The following is a 25,282-nucleotide window of genomic DNA, read 5'->3' as shown; positions in this document are numbered from 1 at the left end:
TGCAAGACCTGCTGCGTCATCTCCTGCACGGTTGATTTTAAGACCAGAAGAAAGTTTCTCCATGTTCTTTTGGCTCGCACCGTTGTTTGCAGACAAACGGTTTAATGTGTTAAGTGCTGCGATATTGTGGTTAATTCTCATTTCCTATTACCTCCATGTATGTGGGACCTGACAGACGTCCTTGTCTGAAAAAAGTCCTTTATTCTAGGGCTTATCAACCCTGACAATTCTATTATCGGATGTGATTATAGGATGTTTAGCAGATTTTAAAAAAAATATATCGTATTTTTTCATGACGTTGATCCTAATTTTAACAATTTTACAAATATAAGAGCTGCTGATCTATTATCAGCAGCTCTATCGTTTTTGAATATCAGTATTGCTTGATATCAAACATTAAGATATTTTGGTACACAACGTAATCCTTCTTACTTGTGAAAGGACCTTTATTGTGTTCATCATTGATTTCATAGAAGTTCATACCAATTCCAAAGCTTCTTTCTTTGTACCAGTTAAGAAAATCGTTGATTTCTTTCATTGAGAGCAGATAATCCTTTTGCAGTCCATTGATCATGGTTATAGAAAGTATACCTTTCGCAGTTTCTTCTCCAGGTTTTGTTCCATCCTGATCTTTTGGTTCTTCCGTGGACCCATCACCAGGTTTTGTTCCGTCTTGATCTTTCGGTTCTTTCGTGGATCCATCACCAGGTTTTGTTCCGTCCTGATCTTTTGGTTCTTCTGTTGCATCTTCATCTGGCTTTGCTTCATCTTCAGTTATTTGCAAGTCACTTAATGGAATAGAAATCACTGATTTGTAATCACTTTTTGCAGAAAAATTCCCCATATAATATGAGTAGTCACGTCCGCCAATGACATACAATTGATCCTCAACAATTGCTGCGACAGCTGATACTCTACCTTCTGGTAAATCATACGCTGAATTTTTAAATTGACCATCTTTCGGATTGAAAATTTGAACTTTATTCAGCAGTTCACTTGAACGATCACCAGTCCGCTGTCCACCAATAACAAAGAATTTCCCATTATATGTTTCGTAGGCTGGTTCAAATACAAATGAAGTTAAGTCACTATCTTTTAATATACTCCATTTATCTGTTGAAATATCATACTGGAACAAAGATCTTTCTCTACTATGCCCAATCGAATTTTCTCCACCTGCAACATATATTTTGCCGGCAATTGCAGAAATGGCTCTCCCATTTCGAGGTGGTAAAGCCGATGAGTCCAAACTCTTCCATTCACCAGTGGCAGTATTGAATTGATAGACATTATTTTTATAAGAGTTTTTTGAAGAGACAATATATATATTCTCTTTCACTGCAACTGCGTACAAAGTTCCCTTGCTATAAGTTGAAAAAACAGGATCTCTTGGAATTTGAATCGGTTCTTCAGCCCACTGATCAAGTTCTGCATCATAAATATCAATCGTATTATAGGCTACTTTAGTATCTTCGTTAATCCCGCCTATTAAATAGATTTTTTTACCTACAGTAGCATATGTTCCACCTGTTCTATATCTTGGCATACTTGCTTTCTCTTCCCAAACATCTTTCTTAGGGTCATACATAAAAGTTTGGTTGTTTAATTTACTTTTTTCACTTGCTCCACCAAACACATAAATCTTTCCATCAACAACTCCCACACTAGCATTAATACGTTCTTCTGGTAAATCAGCTCGTTTCGTCCATCCAGTTGAATTTTCAGCTGCATTCGCTTTGAATGGATTAATGGTACTTATTAAAAGAAGTACCAAGATAAATAGTAAAAATCTTTTTTTCATTTTTTCTTCCTCCAGTTCATGACATTCCCTCCTTTTATCGTCCTTATTTTTACTTTTTTTATCATTAAAGGTTATTATTAATCAATTTTTATGATGAAATCCTCACACATACATCACCGGCGTCGATATTTTAATAATCTTCCCGCCTCGACGATAAAACCTAGGAACGCGGCGGCTTAAGGTGGCAACAACCTCGTAGTTGATCGTATTGAGCATTTCGGCGATTTCATCGACAGAAATTTCTCCGCCTTTTTGACGGCCGTAAATAACGACTTCCTCGCCTTGTTTTGCTTTTATATCTCCTAAACTGATCATCGTCATATCCATGGTGACGCGGCCAGCAATCGGCATTCGTTTTCCGCGGAAAAGCATAAATCCTCTATTTGATAAGGCTCGTGAGTACCCATCTGCATAACCAATCGGTATGGTCGCAATAACTTCATCAGGCTTTGCTACATAGGTTGCCCCATAGCTGACGGTCCTTGGCTTTGTCACCATTTCCTTCACGAACGCAATCCTTGCTTTTAAACTGAGAGCGGGCTCTAGCTTAACAGCGTCTAAACTCTCAATGTATTGCGAGGGGTACAGTCCATATAGCCCGATGCCGAGCCGAATCATATCTGCACTAAATTCAGGAAACGCGATGGCAGCTGCTGTATTGTTCATATGTACCGTAGGCAGTGTAATGCCTTGTTTTTTTAAGAAACGAAGAAAATCAATAAAAATGCTGTGCTGAAGCAGTGTGAAATCAGGGTCAGGCTCATCCGCCGTGGAAAAATGCGTAAATATTCCATCCCATCTCAGGTTTTCACTCTCTTCAAGCGCCCTCACCACCTCTAACAGCTCTTCCTTTGTCCGTACACCTAATCGTCCCATCCCCGTATCGACATTGACATGAATCCCAAGCCGGGGCAGACTTTCTTCTTCTGCTAAAATCTCATTTGCTTGAACAATCCAGTCTTCACGAAGGCCGGAGAGGTCAATTCTCCAGGTTGCAGCCCTTTTCACACAGTCGAGTGGGGTAAATCCAAGGACGAGAATCGGTGCTTCAATTTTTGCTCTCCGCAATACAATGCCTTCTTCCAAGCTGGCAACTGCAAGCTCTGTCGCACCGCTTTCTAATGCCTGCCGCGCAACCTCCACGGAACCGTGCCCATATGCATTCGCCTTCACGACAGCCATGATCTTACTTTTCTTTGGAATATGCGCTTGAATGGCTTCGATATTTCTTTTAATCGCGTCAAGATTGACCTCGATCCAGACTTCCCTGCAAAGCTTTTGCATGTATGTTTCCTCCTCATCACATGAGTCATTTCGATATCAATGTTCGTTTCTTATCTAGTCTATCTTTATTCATTTTTGAGAAAAACATTCAACCGCAATGACTGGACCAGCTTTGACTTGATTGACATAAAAAAAGAAACCACCTCAAACTGTGATTTCTTCTTTATGAACAGTCATTTCATTAATCCTCAGATTTCATCATTGAATCAATTTCATGATAAATCTCCTCCAGATTTTCTCGTTCAATCAAATATTCTGCGGTGCTCTTACTAACAGGCACATCAAATTTTAGAAAGGTGAGCGTGATCGTTGATGATTCCTGATCATTCATAGTTAATCTCAATTCAAGTGTCGAGATCTCTTCATTATTATCACTCTCAACAGAATGTTCAATCGGCACACCATCTTCTAACATGTCAACTTGTTTCAACTCTTTCATGGAAAGCTCAGTAACCTCAAACCTGAATTTTCGAGATGAGCCGCCAGGTTGATGTGTAATAAAGCGCATGACCTTTCGCACATCATCAATCGCAAAGCCTTTATCCACATTTTGTGAAAAGATGTATGTTGAAGCCTGAAAGCCGTCTTCTTGAAAAAGCATCATCATCTTATCTAATAATATGTTTGGATCATTCTTTTCTTTTTGTCTTTGTAATCTACCAGCTATGAATAAAATGACCATTCCCCCGATGATGCTGAGAGCCGTCCCCAACCCATTCCCTACATCTACGAAAACAGTAAAGCCTAAAATAGCAACAATATAAGCAATTACAATACCTATGATGAATACCACACCGAGCTCCTCCTGTCATGAATCTTCATTGTTATATTGGTTTAGCCATAGTATAGCATCTGGATTTTGATCGAGAAAAAACCTACTATAGACTAAACAGATACTACATTCATTTCATTCTTTAAATAGAAAGGATTTTTATGATGAACCTCTACACGACAGACAGAATCATTGATGCTCTTTATAAAGCCTGGTCCTCTCACTCTAGTTCAAAGTGGAGTAAAGACAACCCAGCCAACGGACAATGTGGCGTCACTTCTTTAGTCGTCCATGATCTTTTAGGCGGGAAAATAAACAAGACCGCGTTACCCAACGGATGGCACTTTTATAACGTAGTGAATGGAACAAGAATCGACTTTACTTCTTCACAATTCTCTGAGGAAATCGTTTATATGGATGTACCTTCAAATCGAGAAGAAGCATTTCAAGATACGAATGAGGATCAGTATCGATATTTAAAGGAACGAGTCGTAGAATATTTACACATATCATATTCATGAAAACAGACCATAAGAGGTCTGTTTTCATTGAAGTTTGATAAAGTGTTTAAAAGATAGGTAGTAAGAACTCACACACGCCTTCTTCTTCTCTATATCTCTCCATAATAGGTACCTGACGCGTGTTCAATTGATTGTGTTGGATCATTTGAGGCAATTGTCTCCAAAATAAATTCACTTTTTCGGTTGTATGTGTCACTGTAAACACAGCATACTTTCCCCCTTCAAAATGACCAGTCTGAACCATTTGATCCTTTGTGAAATCTCTATTTGTCATAAGCATGAGGTCGTATCTGCATTTTTCTGATGGAATTTTTCCAGGAACATCTTGAGGAACACCATATATACCATATTCCTTTAATTCATCATTTAATTGGTATTGCTTGATCCATTTCTTAAATCTCTTCATCATCTCAAGATTCTCTTTGCTGCCATATGATCCTATATTTCTCATATACACCATTTTCATATTCGTTATCATTTCAATTTTGTAATTCATGATTTCCCTCCAACTCGTATTGGAAGACTGGCCAATCATTCCTTACAAACAACGGTAACATCCTTTAAAATAGAATGCAGTAGGATATTAAAAATAATGTAATGTATGATGGAAAATACATATTTTTCAAGATTTGAATCTTTTAAAAAAAGAACGGACAAAGGCCGCTCTCTTTCTATTACTATTCATTTTTTTGAAGGCTTAGCACATTGAAGCTAAAAAAGCCATTTAAAAGGCTTTTTTTAGTTTAAGCAAAATAACCGATACTAGATGTATGTCCTCTTTGGGCTTCATTATGGATATCGTTAGACGAAACATAGCTAAAAGCACCTAACACACTGACAATTATAAATACGGTTGCTACTGACTTAAATTTCATAAAGACAGTCTCCCCTTTTAATTTGGTGTTGGAAATATAGAATCTTCTCGTAAAATTCGTTTGAGCGTTCTATATCTCCTGCTTTATTATAATGCTTCGCTGCATCTTTCGCTAAATCTTCAAGATTTGCAAAAAAAGACTTTGATTCCAAATAAGCCATTGACTCTGTTATACGATTCACATTGTTATCTATATATAGTGATTTCAACATAATGAATGTATTTATAAAAATATCATCCTTTAATTTTTCAGCTAATTCAAATCCATAGTTTAATGCATATAAACCTAAATCACTCTGATCATTTTTAAAGTATGATTTTGTCAACATGACCAGCGGATCAAGAATTTTGTTTAAATGCTCATAACCTTGTTCTTTAAACGAATGAATAGATTCATTAAAATATTTAATTGCCATTGAAAGGTCGTTATGATGAAAATAACTCAACCCTAAATTATAGAGTGCTGATCCTTTTAATCGTTTTGTTGAGTTATCGGCGGCTTTTTCTAGTGCGTGTTGAAAATGGGGTATTGCTTTTTCGGGGCAGCCATATCTATGTAGTTTAATCCAATCACAAAAGAACATTGTATTTCTCTTACTGTGTATGTATCTTTTTCTCGATAACATTCTATCGCCTGTGCGATATGGTGCATGGACATGTGGGTTTGTTTCATGTGGTAATAGATTTCAGCCATCTTGTAATTGAACTCGGCCCGTTCAATATCGTCACTGACAAGAGACAGCTTTTTTTCTGCCCGTTTATAGAAGGTAATCGCATTTAGGTATTCATAGTTTTCAAATTCATACATGCCGTAGAAAAAATTGAAGTAATACTCGAGCAATCCTGTTAATTTCTCTTGGTCCCTTTTGATCTTCATTGCGAGTTCCTTGAAGTTAGCCCGCTCTTTCCCATTTTCTAAAGGATTCAAGTAATCAAGCATTAATTTATGTCTGAACTCCATGAGTGAGAAATACAATAATAAATCTTGATTTTCTTCCATATGATCAAGCATTGATTTGATTTCCTCTTTATATGCTTCGGCGTCCGGTACGTTAAATCTTTGAATATGATAATACCATTCATTGATTTTCAAACCGACGTGAGAAGAAAGCACTTTCTCCATCAGCCCTTACCCCTTCCTCTATTTTCCCTATAATGACATATATTATCATTTTATGAACCATTCGACACCGAAAAGAAACCGCAAAAAAGCCCTATAAAGGGCCATGCGAATGATAAGATAAAAAGACTTCTATTCATAAATAAGCACCCAGTATTCTGCCCCAGGTTCTCCTTCTTCTACAACAGCCTTCCAGCCTCTTTTTTGATAAAAAGATAAAGCTTTGTGATTTTCGGAGACACATTTGAGGGTGACCGGTGTTCCCAAAACTTTTATCGCTTGTTTGAGCAGCTGATCTCCAGCCCCTTGGCCCGCAGCTTCTGGATGTACAAACAAGAGGTGAATAAATCGATCGGGTACATATAGAGAAATGAATCCGAGGATTTTATTGTTCTCCTCAGCTAAGAAAATTCGCTCTTCCTGCGTATCTTGATCAAAATCTTGCAGATTGAGTTCTTCTGGATTGAGCCAGTGAAAGCTTTGGCGCCGGGATTCTAAATAGATTTGTCTTAATTCTGGATAATCTTCTATGCTTGCTTCTCTAATCAACATCGTAACATCCCCTATGTTTTTTATTTGAATGTTAATTCGCCTCTAGAACGCGTTTTGCCTGTATTATGCCTGCCAGTAACAATTGATCACTGAACTGCGAATCATTGACAGCACGTGCAAGAGCAATTGTACCAATCATGCTGCTTACTAGTGCGTAACTCGTAGAGAGATCTATGTTTCCAGCATCAGCTATAAACTCCATAAATCGTTTCAATTCATCGGTATAAGCATTCCGTACCTCTTGCGATAATTGAGCAATTTCTCCTGACAGCGCAGGCAGTATACAGCCGACCTCCGTCTGATCACGGTGAACCGAACTTAAATAGAATTCAATGATCGTCTGAATTCGAGGCTGATCTGCTTTCTTGTCTGCAACACTTTGCAGCAGCTTGATCGTATCAGTGATAGCAAAATGAAAAGCCTCTATCACCAACTGATCCTTGTTCTTAAAGTGAGCATAAAACCCTCCATGAGTTAGGCCTGCTCCTTTCATAATGAATGGCAAACTGATATTACGAACGCCATTTGTTCGAAATGCTCGTGCAGCACTTGCAATGATCTGCTCTCTCACTTTTGACTTATGACCTTTTGGATAAGGCATCCCTCCACCTAACCTCCTTCTTATCAAAATATTATATTCATCATATTATCTTGTGTCAATTGACTGAAATCCATCTTTCCACACTCAGATGGGATTGACTTCATTAAAATATGATGACTATAATATATTATGATCATCATATTTTGAAGTTGGAGGTGCAAGAAATGATTCATTTAGACACAGTAGATACATTAGTAATTGGATCAGGTCCGGGAGGCTACGTGGCGGCATTACGTTCAGCTCATCTCGGCATGAAGACAGCGATTGTAGAGCGTGATCAGTTAGGTGGAGTATGCACCCATGTAGGCTGTATCCCTTCTAAGGCGCTAATAGCAGAAGCAGAGCGGTTCAAGCTCCGCACACAATGGGGTGGTTTTCAATCAGGCGGCTCTTTCAAGGAAGCTCAAGATTTCAAAAAAGCGGTTGTGGACAAACAAGCGGGAGGCGTACAATTTTTGTTAAAGTCAGCGGGAGTTACCATACTGGAAGGCGATGCAAGCTTGATCGATCAGCATACAGCGGTCATTCAACATGCAGAAAAAGGTGAAAAGCAAATCAACTTCAAACAACTTATACTAGCAACCGGCTCCCGTCCAATTGAAATTAAATCACTCCCTTTCGGCGGTCGTATATTGTCTTCCACTGAAGCTCTATCCCTTCCCGAGATCCCTAAAAGCCTTGTTGTAGTTGGGGGTGGTTATATTGGGGTTGAATTAGGACAGATGTTTGCTAGGTTTGGAACAAATGTCACCATCTTGGAAGGCGGCAATCAAGTATTACCTGGCTTTGAAAGTGAACTTGTCTCATCTGTCGTTCGTCAATTGAAAGAAGATAAAATCACACTGATTACAGGAGCAAACGTCACAGATGCCGAGCAGCATATGAGCGGAATTGACCTTCATTATGAGAAACAGAAAGAAAGCTACACGGTGAAAGCGGAATATGCACTGATTACTGTCGGAAGAAAACCGAATACAGATGGAACATTAGGTCTTGATTCTATCGGGTTGTCTATTCCTTCTCACGGACGAATCGAAATTGATGAACAATGCAAAACATCCATCCCGCACATATATGCGATTGGTGATATCACAGAGGGGCCTGCTTTGGCTCATAAAGCTTCCTATGAAGCAAAAGTTGCAGCAGAAGCAATCGCTGGTAAACCTTCGATGATAGACTATAAAGCGATCCCACTTGTTGTTTTTTCCAGCCCAGAATTGACGAGTGTTGGACTAAGCGAAACGGATTGCAAGCAAAAATCCATTCCGACTGTCATTGGGAAAGCAATGTTCTCCATTAATGGCCGAGCGCTTGCATTAAAAGAACCAGAAGGTTTTGTGAAGATTGTAGCCCATGCTGAATCTGGTCTTATTCTAGGGGCACAAATCGTAGGGACTGAAGCATCTACTCTTATATCAGAACTAGCTCTCTCTATTGAAGTTGGCGCTACAGCAGAAGATTTAGCAATGACGATTCATCCTCACCCAACATTAGGTGAAATGATCATGGAAGCTGCAGAAATGGCTACCCGTAAAGTTGAAAAATATCTTGCAAGATAATTCGTTCATGTGCAGCTTCTAAAAAAATAACCGCCATAGCCTATTTAATTAGGAATAGCTATGGCGGTTTCCATTGTGCAATGATATAAAAGCGCCGATCAATTGATCTTTAGTTGGATCCCACTTCGCGTTTTTTACCAAGATTCATGGATAACTGAACGCCAATCATCAGCATGACGATGACAACCATTGCCACAATAGAAGCATAAAAATGTCCGCTTAGATCGAAAACCAAGCCAATGAAAAATGGACCGAATCCACCTACAATGTACCCGCCCATCTGCGACATCGCTGACCAGGTTCCGGCTTCCTCTGGAGTATTCGTCTCCATAATCGGGAGCATAAGCGCTAAAGGAAATAATCCACCTGCACCCATCCCTAGGAAAATGACGGCTGGCAAGATCGGCATTGGCAGAAGAAGAAAGATAAGGCCAATGAGTTCAGACAGACTGCATAAGATGAGAAATAATTTCGGTTTTCCTAATCGAGTAACGACCGCTGGAACAAGTAGTGCCACCGGAATCTGAATAAGTGTAAATATGGTCAGCAGCATGGCAGCATATTGCGGACTGTTTCCAAAGCTAAGAGCAATTGGTGAAATCCATGCCGTCAAAGAATAAAACATACTAGACATAAAGCCAAAGAACAAAGTGAATTGAATCGCCTTTTTGTTTCTCAGCGGCAATTTTAACGGCAAGGTTACATGATCACTTTGCTCATTTTTGCGAACTAAACCGACCCATAGAATAAGGGCAATCACCCCTAGAATCGCCCAGCAGGACAAAGCTAACGTAAGGTGATGCTGACTGCGTAGATAAATCGGAATGGTGAAGCCGGAAGCGAGCGCTGCACCTATTGTCATCGAAATTGAATACACACTAACAATACCAGGATTTCTCGGGAAATATTTTTTAATAAAACTAGACAATAAAGGACCCGCAAAGCTAATCCCTACCCCTCCTGCGAACGCAGTCATGAGCAGGATAGCAACCGATTGGCTTGTACCACGTAGTGCGGTGGCAATCGTGATAAGAAGAATTGAGAAAAACAGCGTTCTTTCTAAACCAAAACGCCGGCTGAGTATCGTCGCAACAGGAGCAAATACCCCCATACAAAGGACAGGCAAAGTGGTCAAAAGACTTGCTGTCAGTGCGTTTACACCAAGCTCTGATTGAATCATGCTCATCATGGAAGCCACGGACGTAATGATTGGACGTAAGTTTAATGCTGCTAAAAATAAAGCGGCTAAATAATATATTTTTTTCATCAATACCCTTCTTTCATCTCGTTAAGGTTACTTTGAGTATAAAACTGCTGCATCCATTGATCAATACAATAAATCGTATTATGATGATAGGAAAAGGCTATCATTTATGAAAGGAGGACAAATGGATACCCGGCATATTACCTATTTTATGGCTGTATATCATCATTTGCATTTTACAAAGGCTGCTGAGGAGCTAGGCATTTCACAGCCGACACTTAGCCAGCAAATTCGACTGCTTGAAGCAGAAGTTGGGATGCCGCTCTTTGATCGAATCGGTAAAAAAGTCGTGGCTACCGAAGCCGGTTCGCTGCTTTATCAATATGGCATGAAAATGCTTCAAGCTGAAAGAGATGCAAAAAATGCGATGAAAGAACTATTATCGGAAAAACGAGGAACCGTTCGTCTCGCAGTACTCCCCTCCGATCTTGATTTTCAGCTAGTGCCACTTTTTGTAGAATTTAAAACACTTTACCCCGAAACCAATCTGAAGGCATATTCAAATATCTTCGTGCGTGAAGAAGTCCTTTCGCATAAAGTAGATCTCGGCATCGGGCTGCGAGGGCCTGCGGATAAGCGGCTCGTTCAAATTCCACTTGGAAGTGAGCCTTACGAATTATTTGTTCATTCAGAAAGTGATTTAGCTAAGAAGAGTGAAGTGACATTAGAAGAGCTGACTCAGCATGCGTTGGTCATGTATCCGAAGGGATATCTAGGAAGGGATTTAGTAGATGACGTATGTAAAGAACAGGGTGTTGAACTAGACACTGCCATGGAGGTTGGATCCGCATTTTCGCTATTGCAGCTGGTTGAAGCCGGGATCGGTGCAACCATTCAGCCAAGAGGATTACTAAAACAACATTCGACGTGGTCCAATATTGTTTCGATTCCTATTGCTGAGCCAGCACCTGTCCGGCACTTGGAATTAATTTATTATGCAGATCGATTTGTCAGCAAAGCACAACAGCAGCTATCTGAATGGCTGATAGACTTTTTCAAATCAAGAACAAACTAAAAAGTGAGGTTAACACATGAAGAATGCAAACAGCATATTTACAAGAACAAACCGGGTTGTTATTCGCCAATTTGACAGGCAGGATATTGAAGCATTTTATCAATACCGAGCAAATCCCTCTATTGCAAAATTTCAATCTTGGGAAAACTACACGTACGAAGATGCTGAATCATTTGTTCAACATCAAATGACACAAAAACCTAATCAACCGGGGACGTGGTTTCAATACGCTATTGCCTTATCTGAATCCAATCAGCTGATAGGAGATTGCGCCATTCATACACTTGACAGTGAGCCGAGAATTGTTGAAATAGGTTTTACACTCGCGCCTGAATACCAAGGAATGGGCTATATTCATGAAGCTCTGAGTGCAATTTTCGAATATATCTTTATAACACTAAACAAACATAAAATCATTGCCTTTACAGATGTGCGCAACGAAAAATCCATTCGAGTGCTGGAACGTTTAGAAATGAGACGCGAAGGACATTTGCTGCAAAATTATATGTCGAAGGGACATTGGGTCGATGAATATCAATATGCCATGCTTCAATCTGAGTGGGCCGCCAAGCACCATTAAACATTTATTTCCTATTCAAAATCCCTAAATAAGCGCTCCACGGGCCCACATCGGTTCGATATCGTTCCGCCATGACCCGAACAATCTGGGACATATGTGTGAAGTCATGGACAACCCACGCAGAAAGTAATTCGCTCACTTTCACGACTCCAAACTCCGGGTGAACGCCCTTTTTTTCTAAATCAAGGCCTGAATGTGTCATACGCTGAATGTATACCACATTCTCCATCCGCATATGATGAAACTCAGATAATGCTTGTTCTATCTGTCTTTCAGATTGGTTCAAATGAGAGTAGCGGTCAAACGCAGGAAATGGTGTATTCTCTCCATCAGCAAGAATCACATTTAATCGAGGAATCCAGTTGAATTTCTCTGCTTCAATCAAATGTTCAATGACTTCAACTGGATTCCACGTCCCCTCCCCTTCACGGCTGTGAAGCCAATCCTTCGATAAACCCGACAAAAGACTTTCTAACGTGTGAGGAGTTCGACTCAACATATCCAAAGCTTCATTTAAATTAAAATTCATGTGGTTGCTCCTTTATCAGTTTTTCTTTATTTTAATGGATTTTGGATAGATTGTAACTCATACCTCAAGACAGATAAAGAAGAAAATAAAAAGCGTTTTTGATCAACCTTCAAATAGAACTTTTCTATAATGCTGGCTAATTGCCTTTTAAGGACTTTTATTCTTTCACTATCGTTTTTTCACTGGATGAATGTCTTCTCCCAAAAGGACGATAAGAGACTCTCCACTCTTTTCTAGAAACTCAGCAATTTCTTGCAGCTCTTGATTGATACGGTCATTCCTCGGCATATCTGGATTTAACAAAAGAATGGAGTGAACCGTCGTGGCCGCTTCATACAAAACATTCTGATCTTTTATCTGTTTGATGCATTTTTTCATACGATCGAAAAACCATTCAATCTCTTCAATGTCTTCCATTGGATAATGTGCCATTTTAAAGAGGTTCTGCTGACGAAGGTCTCCTCTCTCAAATATGAGTTCAAGCTCTTCTCTACTTATATATAATTCAGAAGATTCCTCCTCAATCTCTACTACCTCGATCATCGCATCTTCAGCTGTATATAACTGCTCAATAAAATCATCGAAAGTATCTGCCAGCTTAAAATCGACTCCCATCTCTAAATCAAAATAGTGAATAGGAGGATGTTCCTTCGTTTCTCGATAATCCATTGCGATCCATGTATCTTCTTCTCCGCTGATGATCACAAGCCCCTCCGGCAGCTCCAATTCATCACTTAACTGGGAACTATTCATGATGCCATCATCTTTGGCGATTCCTCTTAGATGGTCAAATTGAACATGATCATCTGCCCAAGAATTCGGATTTTCGGTTGGAAAAGCATTACGAACTGTAAAACCACCGTTCCATTCTAAAACGAGCTTTTTATATGTAACAGGTAAAGTGACACCAAGTCTCGCCTCTGCTTCACGAATTTTTTTCTCATCTATCTTTTCTAAAGTGAAAGGACTCTCTTCTTCTTTCTCCCAAAATGGCTTCAAAGTGGATGCCTCCCTATATCTATTGAGGTAAGTATAACATTAATATTTTAAAGTGATGGAACACCGCCAAATATCTATACAAAGGAACTTATAAACTCAATATTTTAAAAAATGATAAAACATATTAATAAATCCTTCTTTACAATTGACTTTCGGTCACTTATAATTGACCACAAGTCATATATAATTGACCAGTGGTCAAAAAAGGAGGAAGAACAAATGAGTAAAAAAGTCGCTCTTATCACAGGTGCATCAGCAGGTATTGGAAAGTCCACAGCAATTGAATTATATAAGAAAGGTTTCATTGTTTATGGTGCTGCACGTCGAAAAGAAATGATGGAAGACCTCATCTCTCAAGGAATTAACACCATTTCACTTGATGTCACTGACGAAGAGTCTATGGTAAACTGTGTACGTGAGATTTTGGACAAAGAAGGAAGAATCGACGTGCTTGTCAATAATGCGGGCTACGGCTCATATGGTGCGGTTGAAGATGTATCTATGGAAGAAGCGCGAAGACAAGTAGAAGTGAACGTGTTTGGTCTTGCCAGAATGACGCAGCTTGTTCTGCCTAGTATGAGAAAAAACAACTATGGTAAGATCGTTAATATTTCTTCTATGGGCGGAAAAGTGTGGACATCATTTGGTGCATGGTACCACGCCACCAAATTTGCAGTAGAAGGTTTTTCTGATTGCTTACGGTTAGAAGTTGAACCATTTGGTATTGATGTCATTGTGGTTGAGCCTGGAGGAATTGCAACCGAGTGGGGCGTCATTGCAGCAGAAAATCTAAGAACTGCATCTGCAAAAGGAGCTTATAAAGAAGCTGCCAACAAGTCAGCAGATAACATGGTAAAAACTTATTCAGGAAGTAGTTTAACAAAACCAGAAGTCATTGCAAATACGATTGTGAAAGCTGTCACTGTAACGAAACCTAAAACGCGCTATTTGGTTGGGTTTGGTGCTAAACCTATGGTGTTCATGAAAAATCTTCTAGGTGATCGTACGTTTGACAAGATCATTAAAAGATTCAGCTAATGACATGCTTCCTTATATATCTCTTTGTCTGACTCCAAATCAAAATTACCTTTGAAATGGAGGTTGAAAAATAATGAAAAGAGCGATGACAGATGAAGCAAAGGCTCTAAGAGCTCAAGCGATTTTAGATAAAGCAGCAGAGCTTTTTGAGACACATGAATATAACCAAATCAAAATGTCAGATATCGCCAAAGAAACGAAGCTATCAAAGGGCATACTGTTTGTTTATTTCAAAACGAAAGAAGCTCTGTTCTTCCAACTATTATGCCGGGAATATATAAAGAGACTAGAACGCTTCATTGAAATTATTTCTGAAACACAGATCAAAAGCCTTCAGGATATCAAACATCTTTTTCTGAAGGAATTGGAAGAAATTATTGATAAAAACCCTATATACATTAGATTAGAAGCAATTCGCACTTCTGTTTTGGAAAGAAACGTCGACTCTGATGGTATGCTTCAGTCAAAAATGTTGTTATTTAAAAAGCTAAAGGAAATGACAGACTTACTTTGTTCAAATGATGTGATCAATGAGGCGCAAGTGATGGATATTTTTCAAGCTGAAGCAGCCATTATCACTGGATGCAAACTCACTGCCACCTTACCAGATGAAGTCATCACTATTATTGAAAATCATAATATGCATGAATTTAAACGAGATTTTAAAACAGATGTGATGAATACAATGTCTTTTTATCTTGATGGTTATTTACACAACCTTGAGGCTTAACATAGATTGTTGTGCACAACAAAAATGAATACAACACTTACTTCTTCCCTATGTTAATGATGCTTTCGACAGATTCCAATATGAAAACAGACCTCCTTAAGGTCTGTTTTCATATGTTTTACACATTTTGAGATGCTGTGCCTCAATCAATCATCGTCGTGTTTCGACATGATTTTTGTAGTTCATTTTTACAAAACGCCAAAAAGAAACCGCAAAAATAATTGAGAAACAAAACATGATTGCCTTGTTTGCAAACTAATAGCTCCTTCATTACACAACAAATAAGCAGACTCGTTAAAGTCTGCTTAAACCTCTTGCAAATCACTCCTGACATTCAGGACTTACCCAATGAATCGTCTAACCACTCTTCACAATGTTCTATAAGCCATCTCAAATATTCTACATATTGACCGGCATGATAGCCGTCACAAACAGCATGATGTACTTGAATGGCGACTGGCAAGATGATTTTTCCTTCTTTCACCTTAAATTTGCCTAACGTAAATATCGGCAGCAAATAAGTTTCATCTGTAGATACATTAAGGTCAAAAGAAGTAAAATCAATCCAAGGCAGGCTTGAAATATTGAACATATTTTCTGGCATATGAGGTTTCGGAAATAGTTTGTTACTTTCACTATAAGCTTCAATGTCAGCTACACAGCTTCTATAAAACCGAGCAAAATTTTCGTCATAAGGCGTCCAAATACTTGAAAATGTCTTTGTTTCTTTATTTAGAATCGTATAACTAGGATGGAGAAGATCCCAGTGACCAAGTTCATCGTTCACTAGATCCATCCGAAACTCCGGTATTTTTTGCACAGCTCTTGCTAACAAATAAATTTGCACAGGATATACTTTTAGCTTTTTTTCTTTTAATATTGAATGCAATTTCGTGATATCTAAATCGATAACTAGGCTATATGAGCATCGGGTTACCTTCATATAATGATGAAAGTGCTCTTTTCTCGGATAATTTTCATCTATTTTTTTAAACATTTTTTATCTCCTCCTGAATGTGATTTACTGTATTCAGGAGGAGACTTTATCTGTTTTCACCACCACAATCATCCTTTCAAGAGATATATTATATTTCAGTCTATCACTTAGCCTACGATACAACTCTTCGTAAGTCAGCTTGGCTGAAGTATTGAAGTATTCATTCTATTAGTATATCTAAAGAAGTGGAACTCGAATAAAAAAGCACCTTATATCATAGAAGGTACTTATCTTTTATTCTAGCACTAGCTTTTTTATAATTTTGAAGAAAATGATGACCTTCATTTAAAAAAACTAGAAAACGCTTATTCATAGTTTCAATAACGATTCTATCTGGTTGACCATATGGAGCACCAATTCTATAATCAATATTATCTTCAACTCCATACTTGTCCGACTCTTTAATACTAACGATTTGATCAATTGGTATTTCTGTTTTAGATAAACCAAATTTTAAGACTAAGTATTTTTCACCAAAACTGTAACGGGTTTTTAGGAAAACAGTAAATATAAAGAAAAGTGCTAATAAAAAGATTAACATAATTACATATTCCATAGAATCACTCTTTCTTATACTTTTATCTAATTTTACCATGTTTTTTACTTTTTAAAACCAACAACTTTAATAGAAGGATTATATATGTTTTAATTCACCCTAGTAAGGCAAGTTCTATGAAGTGCTGTTTATACATTTGTATAAGTTAACTGCGATTCCCCCTCCTCTATATTGGAAAGAATGACTGAGATACTTCTCACTATTTTACCAATGTAAAACTTATAAAAAAGCATCTATATATGTTCATCTTACTTTTAGTAAAGAAATCAATTGTTTTAGTTTGTTGCGAACGACCTTTGTTCGTGTAATTCCTCAAGGAGGTGCTCGGCTAGTGACACAGGAAAATAAGGCATCCAAAGGTTTGTTAATTACTTTACCCGCCGCTATTATCGCTATTGTGTTGATTTTAGGAAAAATTGATACACCTGTAACAAATATTTTATTTTATGTAGTAGCTTTTGGTGTAATGGGTTTAACTGTTTCAAGCTTAATAAAAGACTACAAAAAAAAGAAAGATTGATTACTTGTCAGGGAGCTGCTTTATGTAGCTCCCTGTTTGTTAAAAACAGGATAATGACTAACACTGAGAAATACAAAAGCCACTCTCGAATATTTGGTTAGTTGGATAGTATTATTATTTGTCGTATTCATTGGCGTTGAAGCGTCTTTTAGAACGATTTTTAGAACGATCTATAAAATAAGACATCTAAGCGAATAAAGACAAACAAAAAAGCCCCTTTATATAGGGGCTTTTGGTTTATTAACGTAATAATTGAAGTACGTTTTGTGGCTGTTGATTCGCTTGTGCAAGCATTGCTTGAGACGCTTGAGAAAGAATGTTGTTCTTCGTGAACTCACTCATTTCTTTTGCCATGTCAACGTCACGGATACGAGACTCAGCAGCCGTTAAGTTTTCAGAAGATGCACCAAGGTTGTTGATTGTGTGCTCTAGACGATTTTGAACTGCACCAAGTTTAGCACGTTGTGCAGAAACTTGTTTAATAGCTCCATCAACGATTGCTAACTGATCATCAAATCCACCATCGTCATCAGCTGCAATTGTTTCAAATTTAGAAACATCGATGTCTTTAACAGACTTACCTGTCTCAACTGCACCATCTGCGTCTGTAACGCCTAAAGCAGCAGCGCTCATATCTTGAATGTTGACTTTAATTTGTTGTGTAGCATTTGCACCAATTTGGAATACTAAAGCATCACCAGGAGTTGCTGGGACTGCAGGTGTACCTGTACTTGGATCATCTGGATCTGTCGGCGGAGTTGCTGGTGTGCCAGGTGTACCTACTCCATTAAACGTACCATTTAATAATTTTTTTCCGTTAAACTCAGTACGATTAGAAATACCATCGACCTCTTCAACAAGCGCTGTGATCTCATCTTTAATTGCAGCTAAGTCTTCACCTTGCTGTGTACCAGTATTTCCAGCTTGAACGACTAGTTCACGAACACGTTGAAGGATGGAGTGAGTTTCAGTCAATGCACCTTCAGCTGTTTGGATAAGAGAGATACCGTCTTGTGCGTTTTTAGACGCCATTTCTAATCCTCGGATTTGTCCACGCATTTTTTCAGAGATTGCAAGACCTGCTGCGTCATCTCCTGCACGGTTGATTTTAAGACCAGAAGAAAGTTTCTCCATGTTCTTTTGGCTTGCACCGTTGTTTGCAGATAAACGGTTTAATGTGTTAAGTGCTGCGATATTGTGGTTAATTCTCATTTCCTATTACCTCCGTGTAATTTTTTTTAGAGAGCTTATCTGTAAAGTCCATTTAGATGAAAGCTCTTCCTTAGAATTTTCGATTTCTAAGGCATGTGTATAGTAGTAACGCAGAGCACCTTTTGGCTCTCTTACTTACTACCGTATGTAACATCAGTTATGGCAATAATCATGAAACCTCCTTCTATTCATTCAAAATGATTAGTCTTGTCACTTTTACGAGACTAGATACCCGCCATAACAATGAGTATTATGTTACCTACTATAGACTGAACTTCCATATATTTTAGTTTGTGGAATTTGTTAAATTCACAAATTAGACACATTTAACAAGAAGAAATATCTCGTCCATGTTGTCATATTGGCTTATGTTAAGCTTGTGAAAAAATCACATTGATGTATAATACAATTGATGTATGATGCATGAATTGTAGGAGGTTGACCTTTTGAAAAGAGAAGATGCCTTAAAACTAAGAACAGATATTAAGAAAATGATTATATTAACTGGGGTTTTCGAATCTCAAAATTTGCCGAATGGACCATTTGAAAAACCTCTACCAACTTCTCAAATGATGGCGTTAGAGGAACTAGAGATGGAAAAACTAACTGTTTGGCAACTATCCAATAAACTTAGATTAGAGACTTCAACTGTAAGTAGGTTGGTAGATAAGTTAGTAAAAATGGGGCTTGTTTATCGTGAAGTAAATGAAAAAAATAGAAGAGAACTTTTTCTGCACCTCACAGAAAAAGGGCACATTACTGTTAATCGCTTAAGAGAACAATCCCTTACATTTTATCAACGTATCCTTAATAATTTATCAGAATCAGAACAAAAAATAGTTGTGGATGGTTTTGAATTATTTAATGATTCTATTTCTAAGTCTTTTGATTAGAGTGAGGTAAATCATAACCTTTGGAGGATAAAATGAGTTTGGATTTTGAACGTCCTATTATTGAACTAAAAGAGAAATTTGATGAATTAAAGAAAATGATGAAAGAAAATAATGTAGATTTATCGTCAGAAATTCATTTATTAGAAAAACGTTTAAATAAAATGCAAGATGAAGTTTATTCTAATCTTACAGCTTTTCAACGAGTTCAAATTGCAAGGCTACGTAACCGGCCCACGACATTGGATTATATACCTTTATTGTTTACAAATTTTTTCGAACTTCATGGTGATCGATTATATGGTGATGATAAAGCAATGATAGGTGGTATTGCAAAATTTAAAGGAATGCCCGTTACGGTTATAGGTCATCAAAGAGGTAGAAGTACAAAGGAAAATATAGAAAGAAATTTTGGAATGGCTCATCCAGAAGGATATAGAAAAGCGCTAAGACTGATGAAACAAGCTGATAAATTTAATCGCCCTATTATTACATTTATTGATACTATAGGCGCCTATCCAGGGAAAGGGTCTGAAGAACGTGGAATTTCTGAAGCGATAGCTCGAAATCTATTGGAAATGGCTACACTTAAAGTGCCAATTGTTTGTATTGTAATTGGAGAGGCATCAAGTGGTGGAGCTCTTGGCATTAGTGTCGGTAACCATATCCATATGTTAGAGTATTCATGGTACTCAGTAATTTCGCCAGAAGGAGCAGCATCTATCCTATGGAAGGACGCTAAGTATGCTCCAGAAGCTGCTGAACATATGAAAATTTCAGCAAAAGATTTAAAGCATTTAGGAATTATTGATGAAATCATCCCTGAAATAAAAGGTGGAGCACAAAATGATATAAAATCACAGGCACAAATGATTGAATCTGTCATCGAATCATCTCTAAAAAAATTGATACCATTATCCTCAGAAGAGCTTATACAACAGCGAAATGAAAAGTATAGACAAATAGAAAATATTTAAAGTATTACATTTAGGAGGATTCTTACAAGATAGTTCTAAATATTTTGTAAGTAACCTCTTAAACTGAATATACTGATACTATTAAAAGATGTGTGATTGGTATGAAAAAGGATTTCTTCCATCAATACTTTTTCTGAAGGTCCTCAAATAATTCCTCATAAAAAAACAGACCCTGCATGGTCTGTTTTCATTTTGCCTATATGTTTTGAGATTCTCCATCTCTCAGTCGCCGAGCCATATCTAAAGCAAAATAAGTCAAAATGCCATCGCATCTGGCGCGTTTGAATGACATTAATGATTCTTCAATTACAACATTTGCACCAAGCCAACCATTCTGAATAGCTGCCATCAACATTGAATCTTCTCCACTGAAGAAAGAATTTTGTCCATCCCTTACCTAATTTCCATAAAAAACTTAATATTACATTTATTATCACATCCAAGGATTTACAAAGCACCGAAAAGAAACTGAAAAAAGCTCCTGTAAAGGAGCCTTGTGATAGTTATCGATTTAATATGAAACTTGTTTATAAAAGTACATCATTGAAAATTATTTATAATGGTACTTAATGCTTTCTTTAGTACAACCTTATCATCTTTTGACAAGTTTTGAAGCGCTGTCTTGTTAAGCTCAATTGTTGCTGCTTCAACTTGATCTCTAATGACTAAAGATTTTTGAGTAGCCTCTACTAAAATATTTCTTCGATTGTTTGGATCTATTGTGCGTTCAATTAAGTCAGCTTTTTGCATTTTATCTAATATTCCAGAAACGGTTGAGGCTTCTAAATATACAAGTTCTCCAATTTGTTTAGGAGATAGCTGGCCCTCTCTCCATAGACAGTTCAACACACCATATTGAGCGGGTGTCAAATCACTTTCCTCTAAAAGTTTACTAAAGTACTTGAACACTTTATTTTGACTAACACTTAGTAAAAAATTTATGCACTCTGATAATTCCATTTTATCTCCCCCACATTGACTTCACCTATAATATCATGGTAGTTTTTTAATTGAAATACTTTTGTAACAGAAATATTTTGTTATAATATATTTTCAGAGAGGAAGATACACAATGGATTCATTTAAAGCGATTCTAGTTACAGAAAAAAATGATCAAGTTAGTTATGATCTTCAAAATGTAAGTGTTAATGATTTATCTGAAGGAGAAGTATTAATTAAAGTAGCATATTCTTCAATCAATTATAAAGATATGCTGGCTGTTCAAAAAAATGGAGGTGTTATTCGTAACTATCCAATGATTCCTGGAATTGATCTAAGTGGGACTATCGTTCATACAACAGATCATCGTTTCGTAGAGGGTCAACAAGTGATTGTCACAGGTTTCGCTATGGGCATGAGCCACACTGGAGGTTTTTCTGAATATGCTAGAGTACCTGCGGATTGGATTGTTCCTTTGCCAAATAACTTGACTTTAAAAGAAGCAATGATTTTTGGAACAGCAGGCTTTACCGCAGCTCTTTCTATCATGGCTTTACAGGAAAATGGTATGAGTACGAAAAAACAACCTAATATACTCGTTACAGGGTCAACTGGTGGAGTTGGTAGCATTGCTATACAATTATTATCTAAAATTGGGTACAACAATATTTTTGCTTTAGTGCGTAAGGATAATCAAGTTGATATAGCAAAATCTTTAGGAGCAGCTGATATCATTTTTGCAAACGAATTAGGAGAACTAAAAAAACCATTGAACAAGCAAAAATTTGACTTCGTCTTAGATACCGTAGGAGGAGATGTGGCTTCTGTGATCATTCCTCAAATTTCTTATGGTGGAAGCATGAGCATGTGCGGGAATGCAGGCGGAATTAAATTAACAACAACTGTGTTACCTTTTATTCTAAGAGGGATCAACCTTCTAGGGATCGATTCTGTAAATGTACCAATCAATAAACGCAAAGTAATTTGGAACGAGATAGCAAACGAATGGAATATCTCCCAAACGACTCTAGTCAATGAGATTACGCTCGATACGTTACCTGAAAAAATTGAAGCCATTAAAAATGGCCAACATTTAGGAAGAACCATTATTAAATATTAAGATAAACGAACTTTATTTATTTAAATTACACCATACAAATATTGAATGTATTGATGCAGATACCCCATCCCAAACAGGTGGGGTACATCTATTCAAAAAAGAGCAGGACATGCTAGTGCTAAAATACCCTCAGATATTTATCATCATGTCACAAACAAATTAGAATTTAACACCGCAGAACACTTTAATCGTTTTAACCTAAAAAGAAACAACCTGCAAAATACAAAAAACCCTTGCTACGCAAGGGTTTCAACGATGATTCCGACTGGGCTCGAACCAGCGACCTCTACCCTGTCAAGGTAGCGCTCTCCCAGCTGAGCTACGGAATCGGGTTATGTATCAGTTCTGGGCTTTCTGTTACTGACAGTCTCTATTATATAACCATAATAATAAAGCGTCAATGGTTTTGTTTAAAAAAGGTCAAAAAGCCGGCGGCTGTGCCGGCTTTTTTCTCTCCTTCTTTATGATTGGTTCACAAGAACAGGCTTTAGTTGATCGAGTGCTTGTTTGAAGTCACGTTTGAGGTCTTCTCCGTTTTCAACTCCGACACTTAAACGAAGCAGCCCATCTGTAATCCCTCTTTTTTCTCTTTCTTCTTTTGGCATAGCCGCATGTGACATTTTGGCTGGATATGACAAAATCGATTCGACGGCGCCGAGGCTGACGGCGAATACAGGTAATGTGACGGCATCCACCAATTCTTTGACTGCCGCTTGGTTTTCTAGTTCAAATGAGAGAACCGCTCCTGCTCCGCTTGCCTGCTTTCGCTGAATATCTGCACCTGGGTGATCATCTAAGCCTGGATAGTATACTTTTTTCACCGCAGGATGTTCTTTAAGAAATGAAGCTAGCTCGAAGGCCGTTTGACTAGCTTTTTCTAATCTGACCTGAAGGGTTTTTAACCCTCTTAACACGAGCCAGCAATCCTGCACGCCAAGAACCGCACCGAAGGAGTTTTGCAGTGAATAGAGTTCCTCTCCCAGCTTCTCATCTTTTACCACGGCTAAGCCTGACAGCACATCACTATGGCCGCTTAAAAATTTCGTTGCACTATGCAGAACAACATCCACACCAAGGTCCAGCGGGCGCTGAAGAGCAGGCGTTAAAAACGTATTATCTAAGAAAGTCAAACAGTCATGCTCTTTCGCAATCTGTACGACACCTTCAATATCTGTAATGCCTAGTGTTGGATTTGACGGTGTTTCCATGTAAATGACCTTTGTATTTGATTGAATGCCTCTTTTGACTTCATTCAAATCCGTCATATCCACAAAGGTATGCTCAATTCCAAATCTCGACAGAACTTGAGTGATCATTCGGAAAGTCCCGCCATACACATCTCTTGTGACAAGGACGTGATCTCCCTTTGATAAGAGAAGAAAAGCGGTCGAAATGGCTGCCATGCCTGATGCAAAGGCAAGCCCTCTCGTTCCTCCTTCCAGCGCCGCAATCGTATCCTCTAATGCTTGACGTGTCGGAGTCCCCGATCTCGAGTAGTCATATTGACCAAATTCATCGAAGCTGCTTTGATGAAAGGTGGATGCATGCTGAATCGGTACACTGACTGCACCTGTTGAACGGTCTGTTTTAAACGCATTATGAACGAGTTGTGTTTCGAGTGTCCAATCGTGTGTGGTCATTTGGCGTGTACCTCCTCTTTTACTTGTGATAGTGCCTGTTTCAGGTCTGCTTTCAGGTCATCTACATGCTCGATGCCAACAGAGAAACGGAGCAGCTTGTTACATACACCGTTTGCAATGCGAATTTCTTCTGGGATATCCATGTGCGTTTGCGTTGCAGGATACGTAATGAAGCTTTCGACTCCACCAAGGCTTTCAGCAAAACAAATCGTTTTCAGCTGCTTTAAAAATGGATTAACCCAGTCCTCTTTGGCTACTCGGAAAGACAGCATGCCTCCCTTTCCTGGATAAAGCACATCTTGAATTTCTGGCTGCTTCTCTAAAAACTGTGCCAGCTCCTTCGCATTTGCCTCGTGCTGGCGCATTCTAAGAGCCAGTGTTTTCATTCCTCTCATTAAAAGCCATGAGTCAAATGGTGATAGAACCGCTCCAATCGCGTTTTGATGCTGGAACATGTCTTCAGACAGCTGCTCTCCTTTTGTCACCACAAGCCCTGCAAGAACATCATTATGTCCGCCTAAATATTTGGTTGCGCTATGAATGACAATGTCCGCTCCAAGCGTAATTGGCTTTTGCAAGACTGGTGTGTAAAAGGTGTTATCGACAATGACCAAAGCGCCATATTCTTTTGCAATCTTCGCTATTTTTTGAATATCTGCTTCCTGCATCAATGGATTTGTCGGTGTTTCAATAAAGACCGCTTTTGTGTTTGGCGTAATTTTAGAGCGTAAACAGTCTTCATCTGCAAAATCATCATAAAGAAAACGTAAGCCGTACTTTTTCCATTCGTTTTCAAACAAACGGTATGTACCGCCATATAGGTCTGATGAGACGATGAGTTCATCTCCGCTTTCAAATAGAGCCATGATCGTTTGAATCGCCGCCATTCCCGAACTGAAGGCAAAACCGGCCGTCCCTTCTTCGAGTGAAGCAATGGCATCCTCTACGAGCTGTCTTGTTGGGTTTTTCGTTCGAATATAATCAAATCCTGTAGATTCCCCTATACCTCTATGTCTGTATGCTGTCGAAAGGTAAACGGGAGGACTGACAGTGCCAGTCACCTCTTCGCTACGGTTTCCAATCTGCGCTAATTTCGTTTCCACATGTTCTGTCATTTGACACCATCCTAAGTAAAAATCTGATTTCAAAACAGAAAACCCCTTCTTCTTATGAAGAAGGGGTTTTCTGTTTT

Annotated in this window: 26 protein-coding genes, 1 tRNA gene and 2 pseudogenes; 10 read left to right on the top strand and 19 right to left on the bottom strand. The window is 38.3% G+C overall.

Annotated features, from left to right (window positions below):
* The 4 genes from AOQ70_RS19485 to AOQ70_RS18245 all read right to left on the bottom strand — a co-directional run.
* The coding region (locus AOQ70_RS19485; RefSeq protein WP_442854382.1) for a flagellin N-terminal helical domain-containing protein at nucleotides 1-141 on the bottom strand (141 nt) is incomplete at its 3' end.
* A gap of 232 nt (nucleotides 142-373) precedes the next feature.
* A complete protein-coding gene (locus AOQ70_RS18255; RefSeq protein WP_059377853.1) occupies nucleotides 374-1,801 on the bottom strand; it encodes a Kelch repeat-containing protein in 1,428 nt (475 codons plus the stop codon).
* Between the two features lie 102 nt (nucleotides 1,802-1,903).
* The gene (alr, locus tag AOQ70_RS18250) at nucleotides 1,904-3,085 is read right to left on the bottom strand and encodes an alanine racemase (RefSeq protein ID WP_058838879.1); all 1,182 of its coding nucleotides are present in this window, start codon (nucleotides 3,083-3,085) and stop codon (nucleotides 1,904-1,906) included.
* A gap of 181 nt (nucleotides 3,086-3,266) precedes the next feature.
* Nucleotides 3,267-3,878 (bottom strand): hypothetical protein, encoded by a 612-nt coding sequence (locus AOQ70_RS18245; RefSeq protein WP_059377852.1) that lies wholly within the window; start codon nucleotides 3,876-3,878, stop codon nucleotides 3,267-3,269.
* A gap of 143 nt (nucleotides 3,879-4,021) precedes the next feature.
* Here AOQ70_RS18245 and AOQ70_RS18240 point away from each other — a divergent pair, with 143 nt between their 5' ends.
* Nucleotides 4,022-4,378, top strand: a complete 357-nt coding sequence (locus AOQ70_RS18240) for a YunG family protein (RefSeq protein WP_156417754.1) — start codon at nucleotides 4,022-4,024, stop codon at nucleotides 4,376-4,378.
* A 46-nt stretch (nucleotides 4,379-4,424) separates the two neighbouring features.
* Here the strand turns inward: AOQ70_RS18240 and AOQ70_RS18235 are convergent, their stop codons facing one another.
* The 4 genes and pseudogenes from AOQ70_RS18235 to AOQ70_RS18220 form a co-directional block, all read right to left on the bottom strand.
* Entirely contained in the window at nucleotides 4,425-4,874 is a 450-nt protein-coding gene (locus tag AOQ70_RS18235) for a GyrI-like domain-containing protein (protein WP_059377848.1), read from the bottom strand.
* A gap of 368 nt (nucleotides 4,875-5,242) precedes the next feature.
* A pseudogene (locus tag AOQ70_RS18230) lies at nucleotides 5,243-6,375 on the bottom strand (response regulator aspartate phosphatase).
* Nucleotides 6,376-6,504: 129 nt separating this feature from the next.
* Nucleotides 6,505-6,924: a GNAT family N-acetyltransferase gene (locus tag AOQ70_RS18225; protein ID WP_059377846.1), complete on the bottom strand. Its 420-nt coding sequence runs from the start codon at nucleotides 6,922-6,924 to the stop codon at nucleotides 6,505-6,507.
* A 31-nt stretch (nucleotides 6,925-6,955) separates the two neighbouring features.
* Nucleotides 6,956-7,525, bottom strand: coding sequence for a TetR/AcrR family transcriptional regulator (locus tag AOQ70_RS18220; RefSeq protein ID WP_059377844.1), 570 nt, complete (start codon nucleotides 7,523-7,525; stop codon nucleotides 6,956-6,958).
* Between the two features lie 164 nt (nucleotides 7,526-7,689).
* Between AOQ70_RS18220 and lpdA the strand changes: the two genes are divergently transcribed.
* Nucleotides 7,690-9,084, top strand: a complete 1,395-nt coding sequence (gene lpdA / locus AOQ70_RS18215) for a dihydrolipoyl dehydrogenase (RefSeq protein WP_059377842.1) — start codon at nucleotides 7,690-7,692, stop codon at nucleotides 9,082-9,084.
* 109 nt (nucleotides 9,085-9,193) lie between these two features.
* Here lpdA and AOQ70_RS18210 read toward each other — a convergent pair whose 3' ends face one another.
* The gene (locus AOQ70_RS18210; RefSeq protein WP_059377839.1) at nucleotides 9,194-10,351 is read right to left on the bottom strand and encodes an MFS transporter; all 1,158 of its coding nucleotides are present in this window, start codon (nucleotides 10,349-10,351) and stop codon (nucleotides 9,194-9,196) included.
* Between the two features lie 121 nt (nucleotides 10,352-10,472).
* Here AOQ70_RS18210 and AOQ70_RS18205 point away from each other — a divergent pair, with 121 nt between their 5' ends.
* Nucleotides 10,473-11,363 (top strand): LysR family transcriptional regulator, encoded by an 891-nt coding sequence (locus AOQ70_RS18205; RefSeq protein ID WP_231730908.1) that lies wholly within the window; start codon nucleotides 10,473-10,475, stop codon nucleotides 11,361-11,363.
* A 16-nt stretch (nucleotides 11,364-11,379) separates the two neighbouring features.
* Nucleotides 11,380-11,943, top strand: coding sequence for a GNAT family N-acetyltransferase (locus tag AOQ70_RS18200; protein WP_039177895.1), 564 nt, complete (start codon nucleotides 11,380-11,382; stop codon nucleotides 11,941-11,943).
* Between the two features lie 4 nt (nucleotides 11,944-11,947).
* Here the strand turns inward: AOQ70_RS18200 and AOQ70_RS18195 are convergent, their stop codons facing one another.
* Nucleotides 11,948-12,472 carry a DinB family protein gene (locus tag AOQ70_RS18195; RefSeq protein ID WP_058838871.1) on the bottom strand — a complete coding sequence of 175 codons (525 nt, stop codon included), beginning with the start codon at nucleotides 12,470-12,472 and terminating at the stop codon, nucleotides 11,948-11,950.
* 168 nt (nucleotides 12,473-12,640) lie between these two features.
* Nucleotides 12,641-13,471, bottom strand: coding sequence for an SMI1/KNR4 family protein (locus AOQ70_RS18190; protein ID WP_059377837.1), 831 nt, complete (start codon nucleotides 13,469-13,471; stop codon nucleotides 12,641-12,643).
* Between the two features lie 219 nt (nucleotides 13,472-13,690).
* Here AOQ70_RS18190 and AOQ70_RS18185 point away from each other — a divergent pair, with 219 nt between their 5' ends.
* Both AOQ70_RS18185 and AOQ70_RS18180 read left to right on the top strand, forming a co-directional pair.
* Nucleotides 13,691-14,509 carry an oxidoreductase gene (locus tag AOQ70_RS18185; RefSeq protein ID WP_047202763.1) on the top strand — a complete coding sequence of 273 codons (819 nt, stop codon included), beginning with the start codon at nucleotides 13,691-13,693 and terminating at the stop codon, nucleotides 14,507-14,509.
* 73 nt (nucleotides 14,510-14,582) lie between these two features.
* Entirely contained in the window at nucleotides 14,583-15,239 is a 657-nt protein-coding gene (locus tag AOQ70_RS18180) for a TetR/AcrR family transcriptional regulator (protein WP_047202764.1), read from the top strand.
* A gap of 334 nt (nucleotides 15,240-15,573) precedes the next feature.
* Here the strand turns inward: AOQ70_RS18180 and catA are convergent, their stop codons facing one another.
* Both catA and AOQ70_RS18170 read right to left on the bottom strand, forming a co-directional pair.
* Nucleotides 15,574-16,236: a type A chloramphenicol O-acetyltransferase gene (gene catA, locus AOQ70_RS18175; RefSeq protein WP_059377836.1), complete on the bottom strand. Its 663-nt coding sequence runs from the start codon at nucleotides 16,234-16,236 to the stop codon at nucleotides 15,574-15,576.
* Between the two features lie 214 nt (nucleotides 16,237-16,450).
* On the bottom strand, nucleotides 16,451-16,792 hold the full coding sequence (locus AOQ70_RS18170) for a SunI/YnzG family protein (protein WP_059377834.1): 342 nt from the start codon (nucleotides 16,790-16,792) through the stop codon (nucleotides 16,451-16,453).
* Between the two features lie 331 nt (nucleotides 16,793-17,123).
* Between AOQ70_RS18170 and AOQ70_RS18165 the strand changes: the two genes are divergently transcribed.
* Nucleotides 17,124-17,312, top strand: coding sequence for a hypothetical protein (locus AOQ70_RS18165; protein ID WP_059377832.1), 189 nt, complete (start codon nucleotides 17,124-17,126; stop codon nucleotides 17,310-17,312).
* A gap of 240 nt (nucleotides 17,313-17,552) precedes the next feature.
* Here AOQ70_RS18165 and hag read toward each other — a convergent pair whose 3' ends face one another.
* Nucleotides 17,553-18,524 (bottom strand): flagellin Hag, encoded by a 972-nt coding sequence (gene hag, locus AOQ70_RS18160; RefSeq protein WP_058838866.1) that lies wholly within the window; start codon nucleotides 18,522-18,524, stop codon nucleotides 17,553-17,555.
* Nucleotides 18,525-18,970: 446 nt separating this feature from the next.
* Here hag and AOQ70_RS18155 point away from each other — a divergent pair, with 446 nt between their 5' ends.
* Nucleotides 18,971-19,417, top strand: coding sequence for a MarR family winged helix-turn-helix transcriptional regulator (locus AOQ70_RS18155; RefSeq protein ID WP_059377829.1), 447 nt, complete (start codon nucleotides 18,971-18,973; stop codon nucleotides 19,415-19,417).
* 32 nt (nucleotides 19,418-19,449) lie between these two features.
* Complete coding sequence (locus AOQ70_RS18150) at nucleotides 19,450-20,391, top strand: acetyl-CoA carboxylase carboxyltransferase subunit alpha (protein ID WP_059377826.1); 942 nt, start codon at nucleotides 19,450-19,452, stop codon at nucleotides 20,389-20,391.
* A gap of 196 nt (nucleotides 20,392-20,587) precedes the next feature.
* Here the strand turns inward: AOQ70_RS18150 and AOQ70_RS19480 are convergent.
* Nucleotides 20,588-20,749, bottom strand: a pseudogene (locus tag AOQ70_RS19480) (porphobilinogen synthase); the annotation flags it as partial.
* Between the two features lie 182 nt (nucleotides 20,750-20,931).
* A complete protein-coding gene (locus AOQ70_RS18145; protein ID WP_059377823.1) occupies nucleotides 20,932-21,351 on the bottom strand; it encodes a MarR family winged helix-turn-helix transcriptional regulator in 420 nt (139 codons plus the stop codon).
* Nucleotides 21,352-21,463: 112 nt separating this feature from the next.
* Between AOQ70_RS18145 and AOQ70_RS18140 the strand changes: the two genes are divergently transcribed.
* The gene (locus AOQ70_RS18140; protein ID WP_059377820.1) at nucleotides 21,464-22,450 is read left to right on the top strand and encodes a YhdH/YhfP family quinone oxidoreductase; all 987 of its coding nucleotides are present in this window, start codon (nucleotides 21,464-21,466) and stop codon (nucleotides 22,448-22,450) included.
* Between the two features lie 256 nt (nucleotides 22,451-22,706).
* On the opposite strand, the gene AOQ70_RS18135 is transcribed toward AOQ70_RS18140, so the two are convergent.
* The 3 genes from AOQ70_RS18135 to AOQ70_RS18125 form a co-directional block, all read right to left on the bottom strand.
* A tRNA-Val gene (locus tag AOQ70_RS18135) sits at nucleotides 22,707-22,779 on the bottom strand.
* A gap of 132 nt (nucleotides 22,780-22,911) precedes the next feature.
* The gene (metC, locus tag AOQ70_RS18130; protein ID WP_039177864.1) at nucleotides 22,912-24,090 is read right to left on the bottom strand and encodes a cystathionine beta-lyase; all 1,179 of its coding nucleotides are present in this window, start codon (nucleotides 24,088-24,090) and stop codon (nucleotides 22,912-22,914) included.
* Nucleotides 24,087-25,205, bottom strand: coding sequence for a methionine biosynthesis PLP-dependent protein (locus AOQ70_RS18125; protein ID WP_059377818.1), 1,119 nt, complete (start codon nucleotides 25,203-25,205; stop codon nucleotides 24,087-24,089). Before AOQ70_RS18125 ends, metC begins: the two co-directional genes overlap by 4 nt.
* Nucleotides 25,206-25,282: the final 77 nt, after the last annotated feature.

The sequence above is a fragment of the Bacillus sp. AM 13(2015) genome (assembly GCF_001518755.1).
GTDB classification, from domain to species: domain Bacteria; phylum Bacillota; class Bacilli; order Bacillales; family Bacillaceae; genus Bacillus; species Bacillus safensis.
The sequence above is the reverse complement of the archived record's forward strand: the minus strand, read 5'-3'. Positions and strand labels throughout refer to the sequence as shown.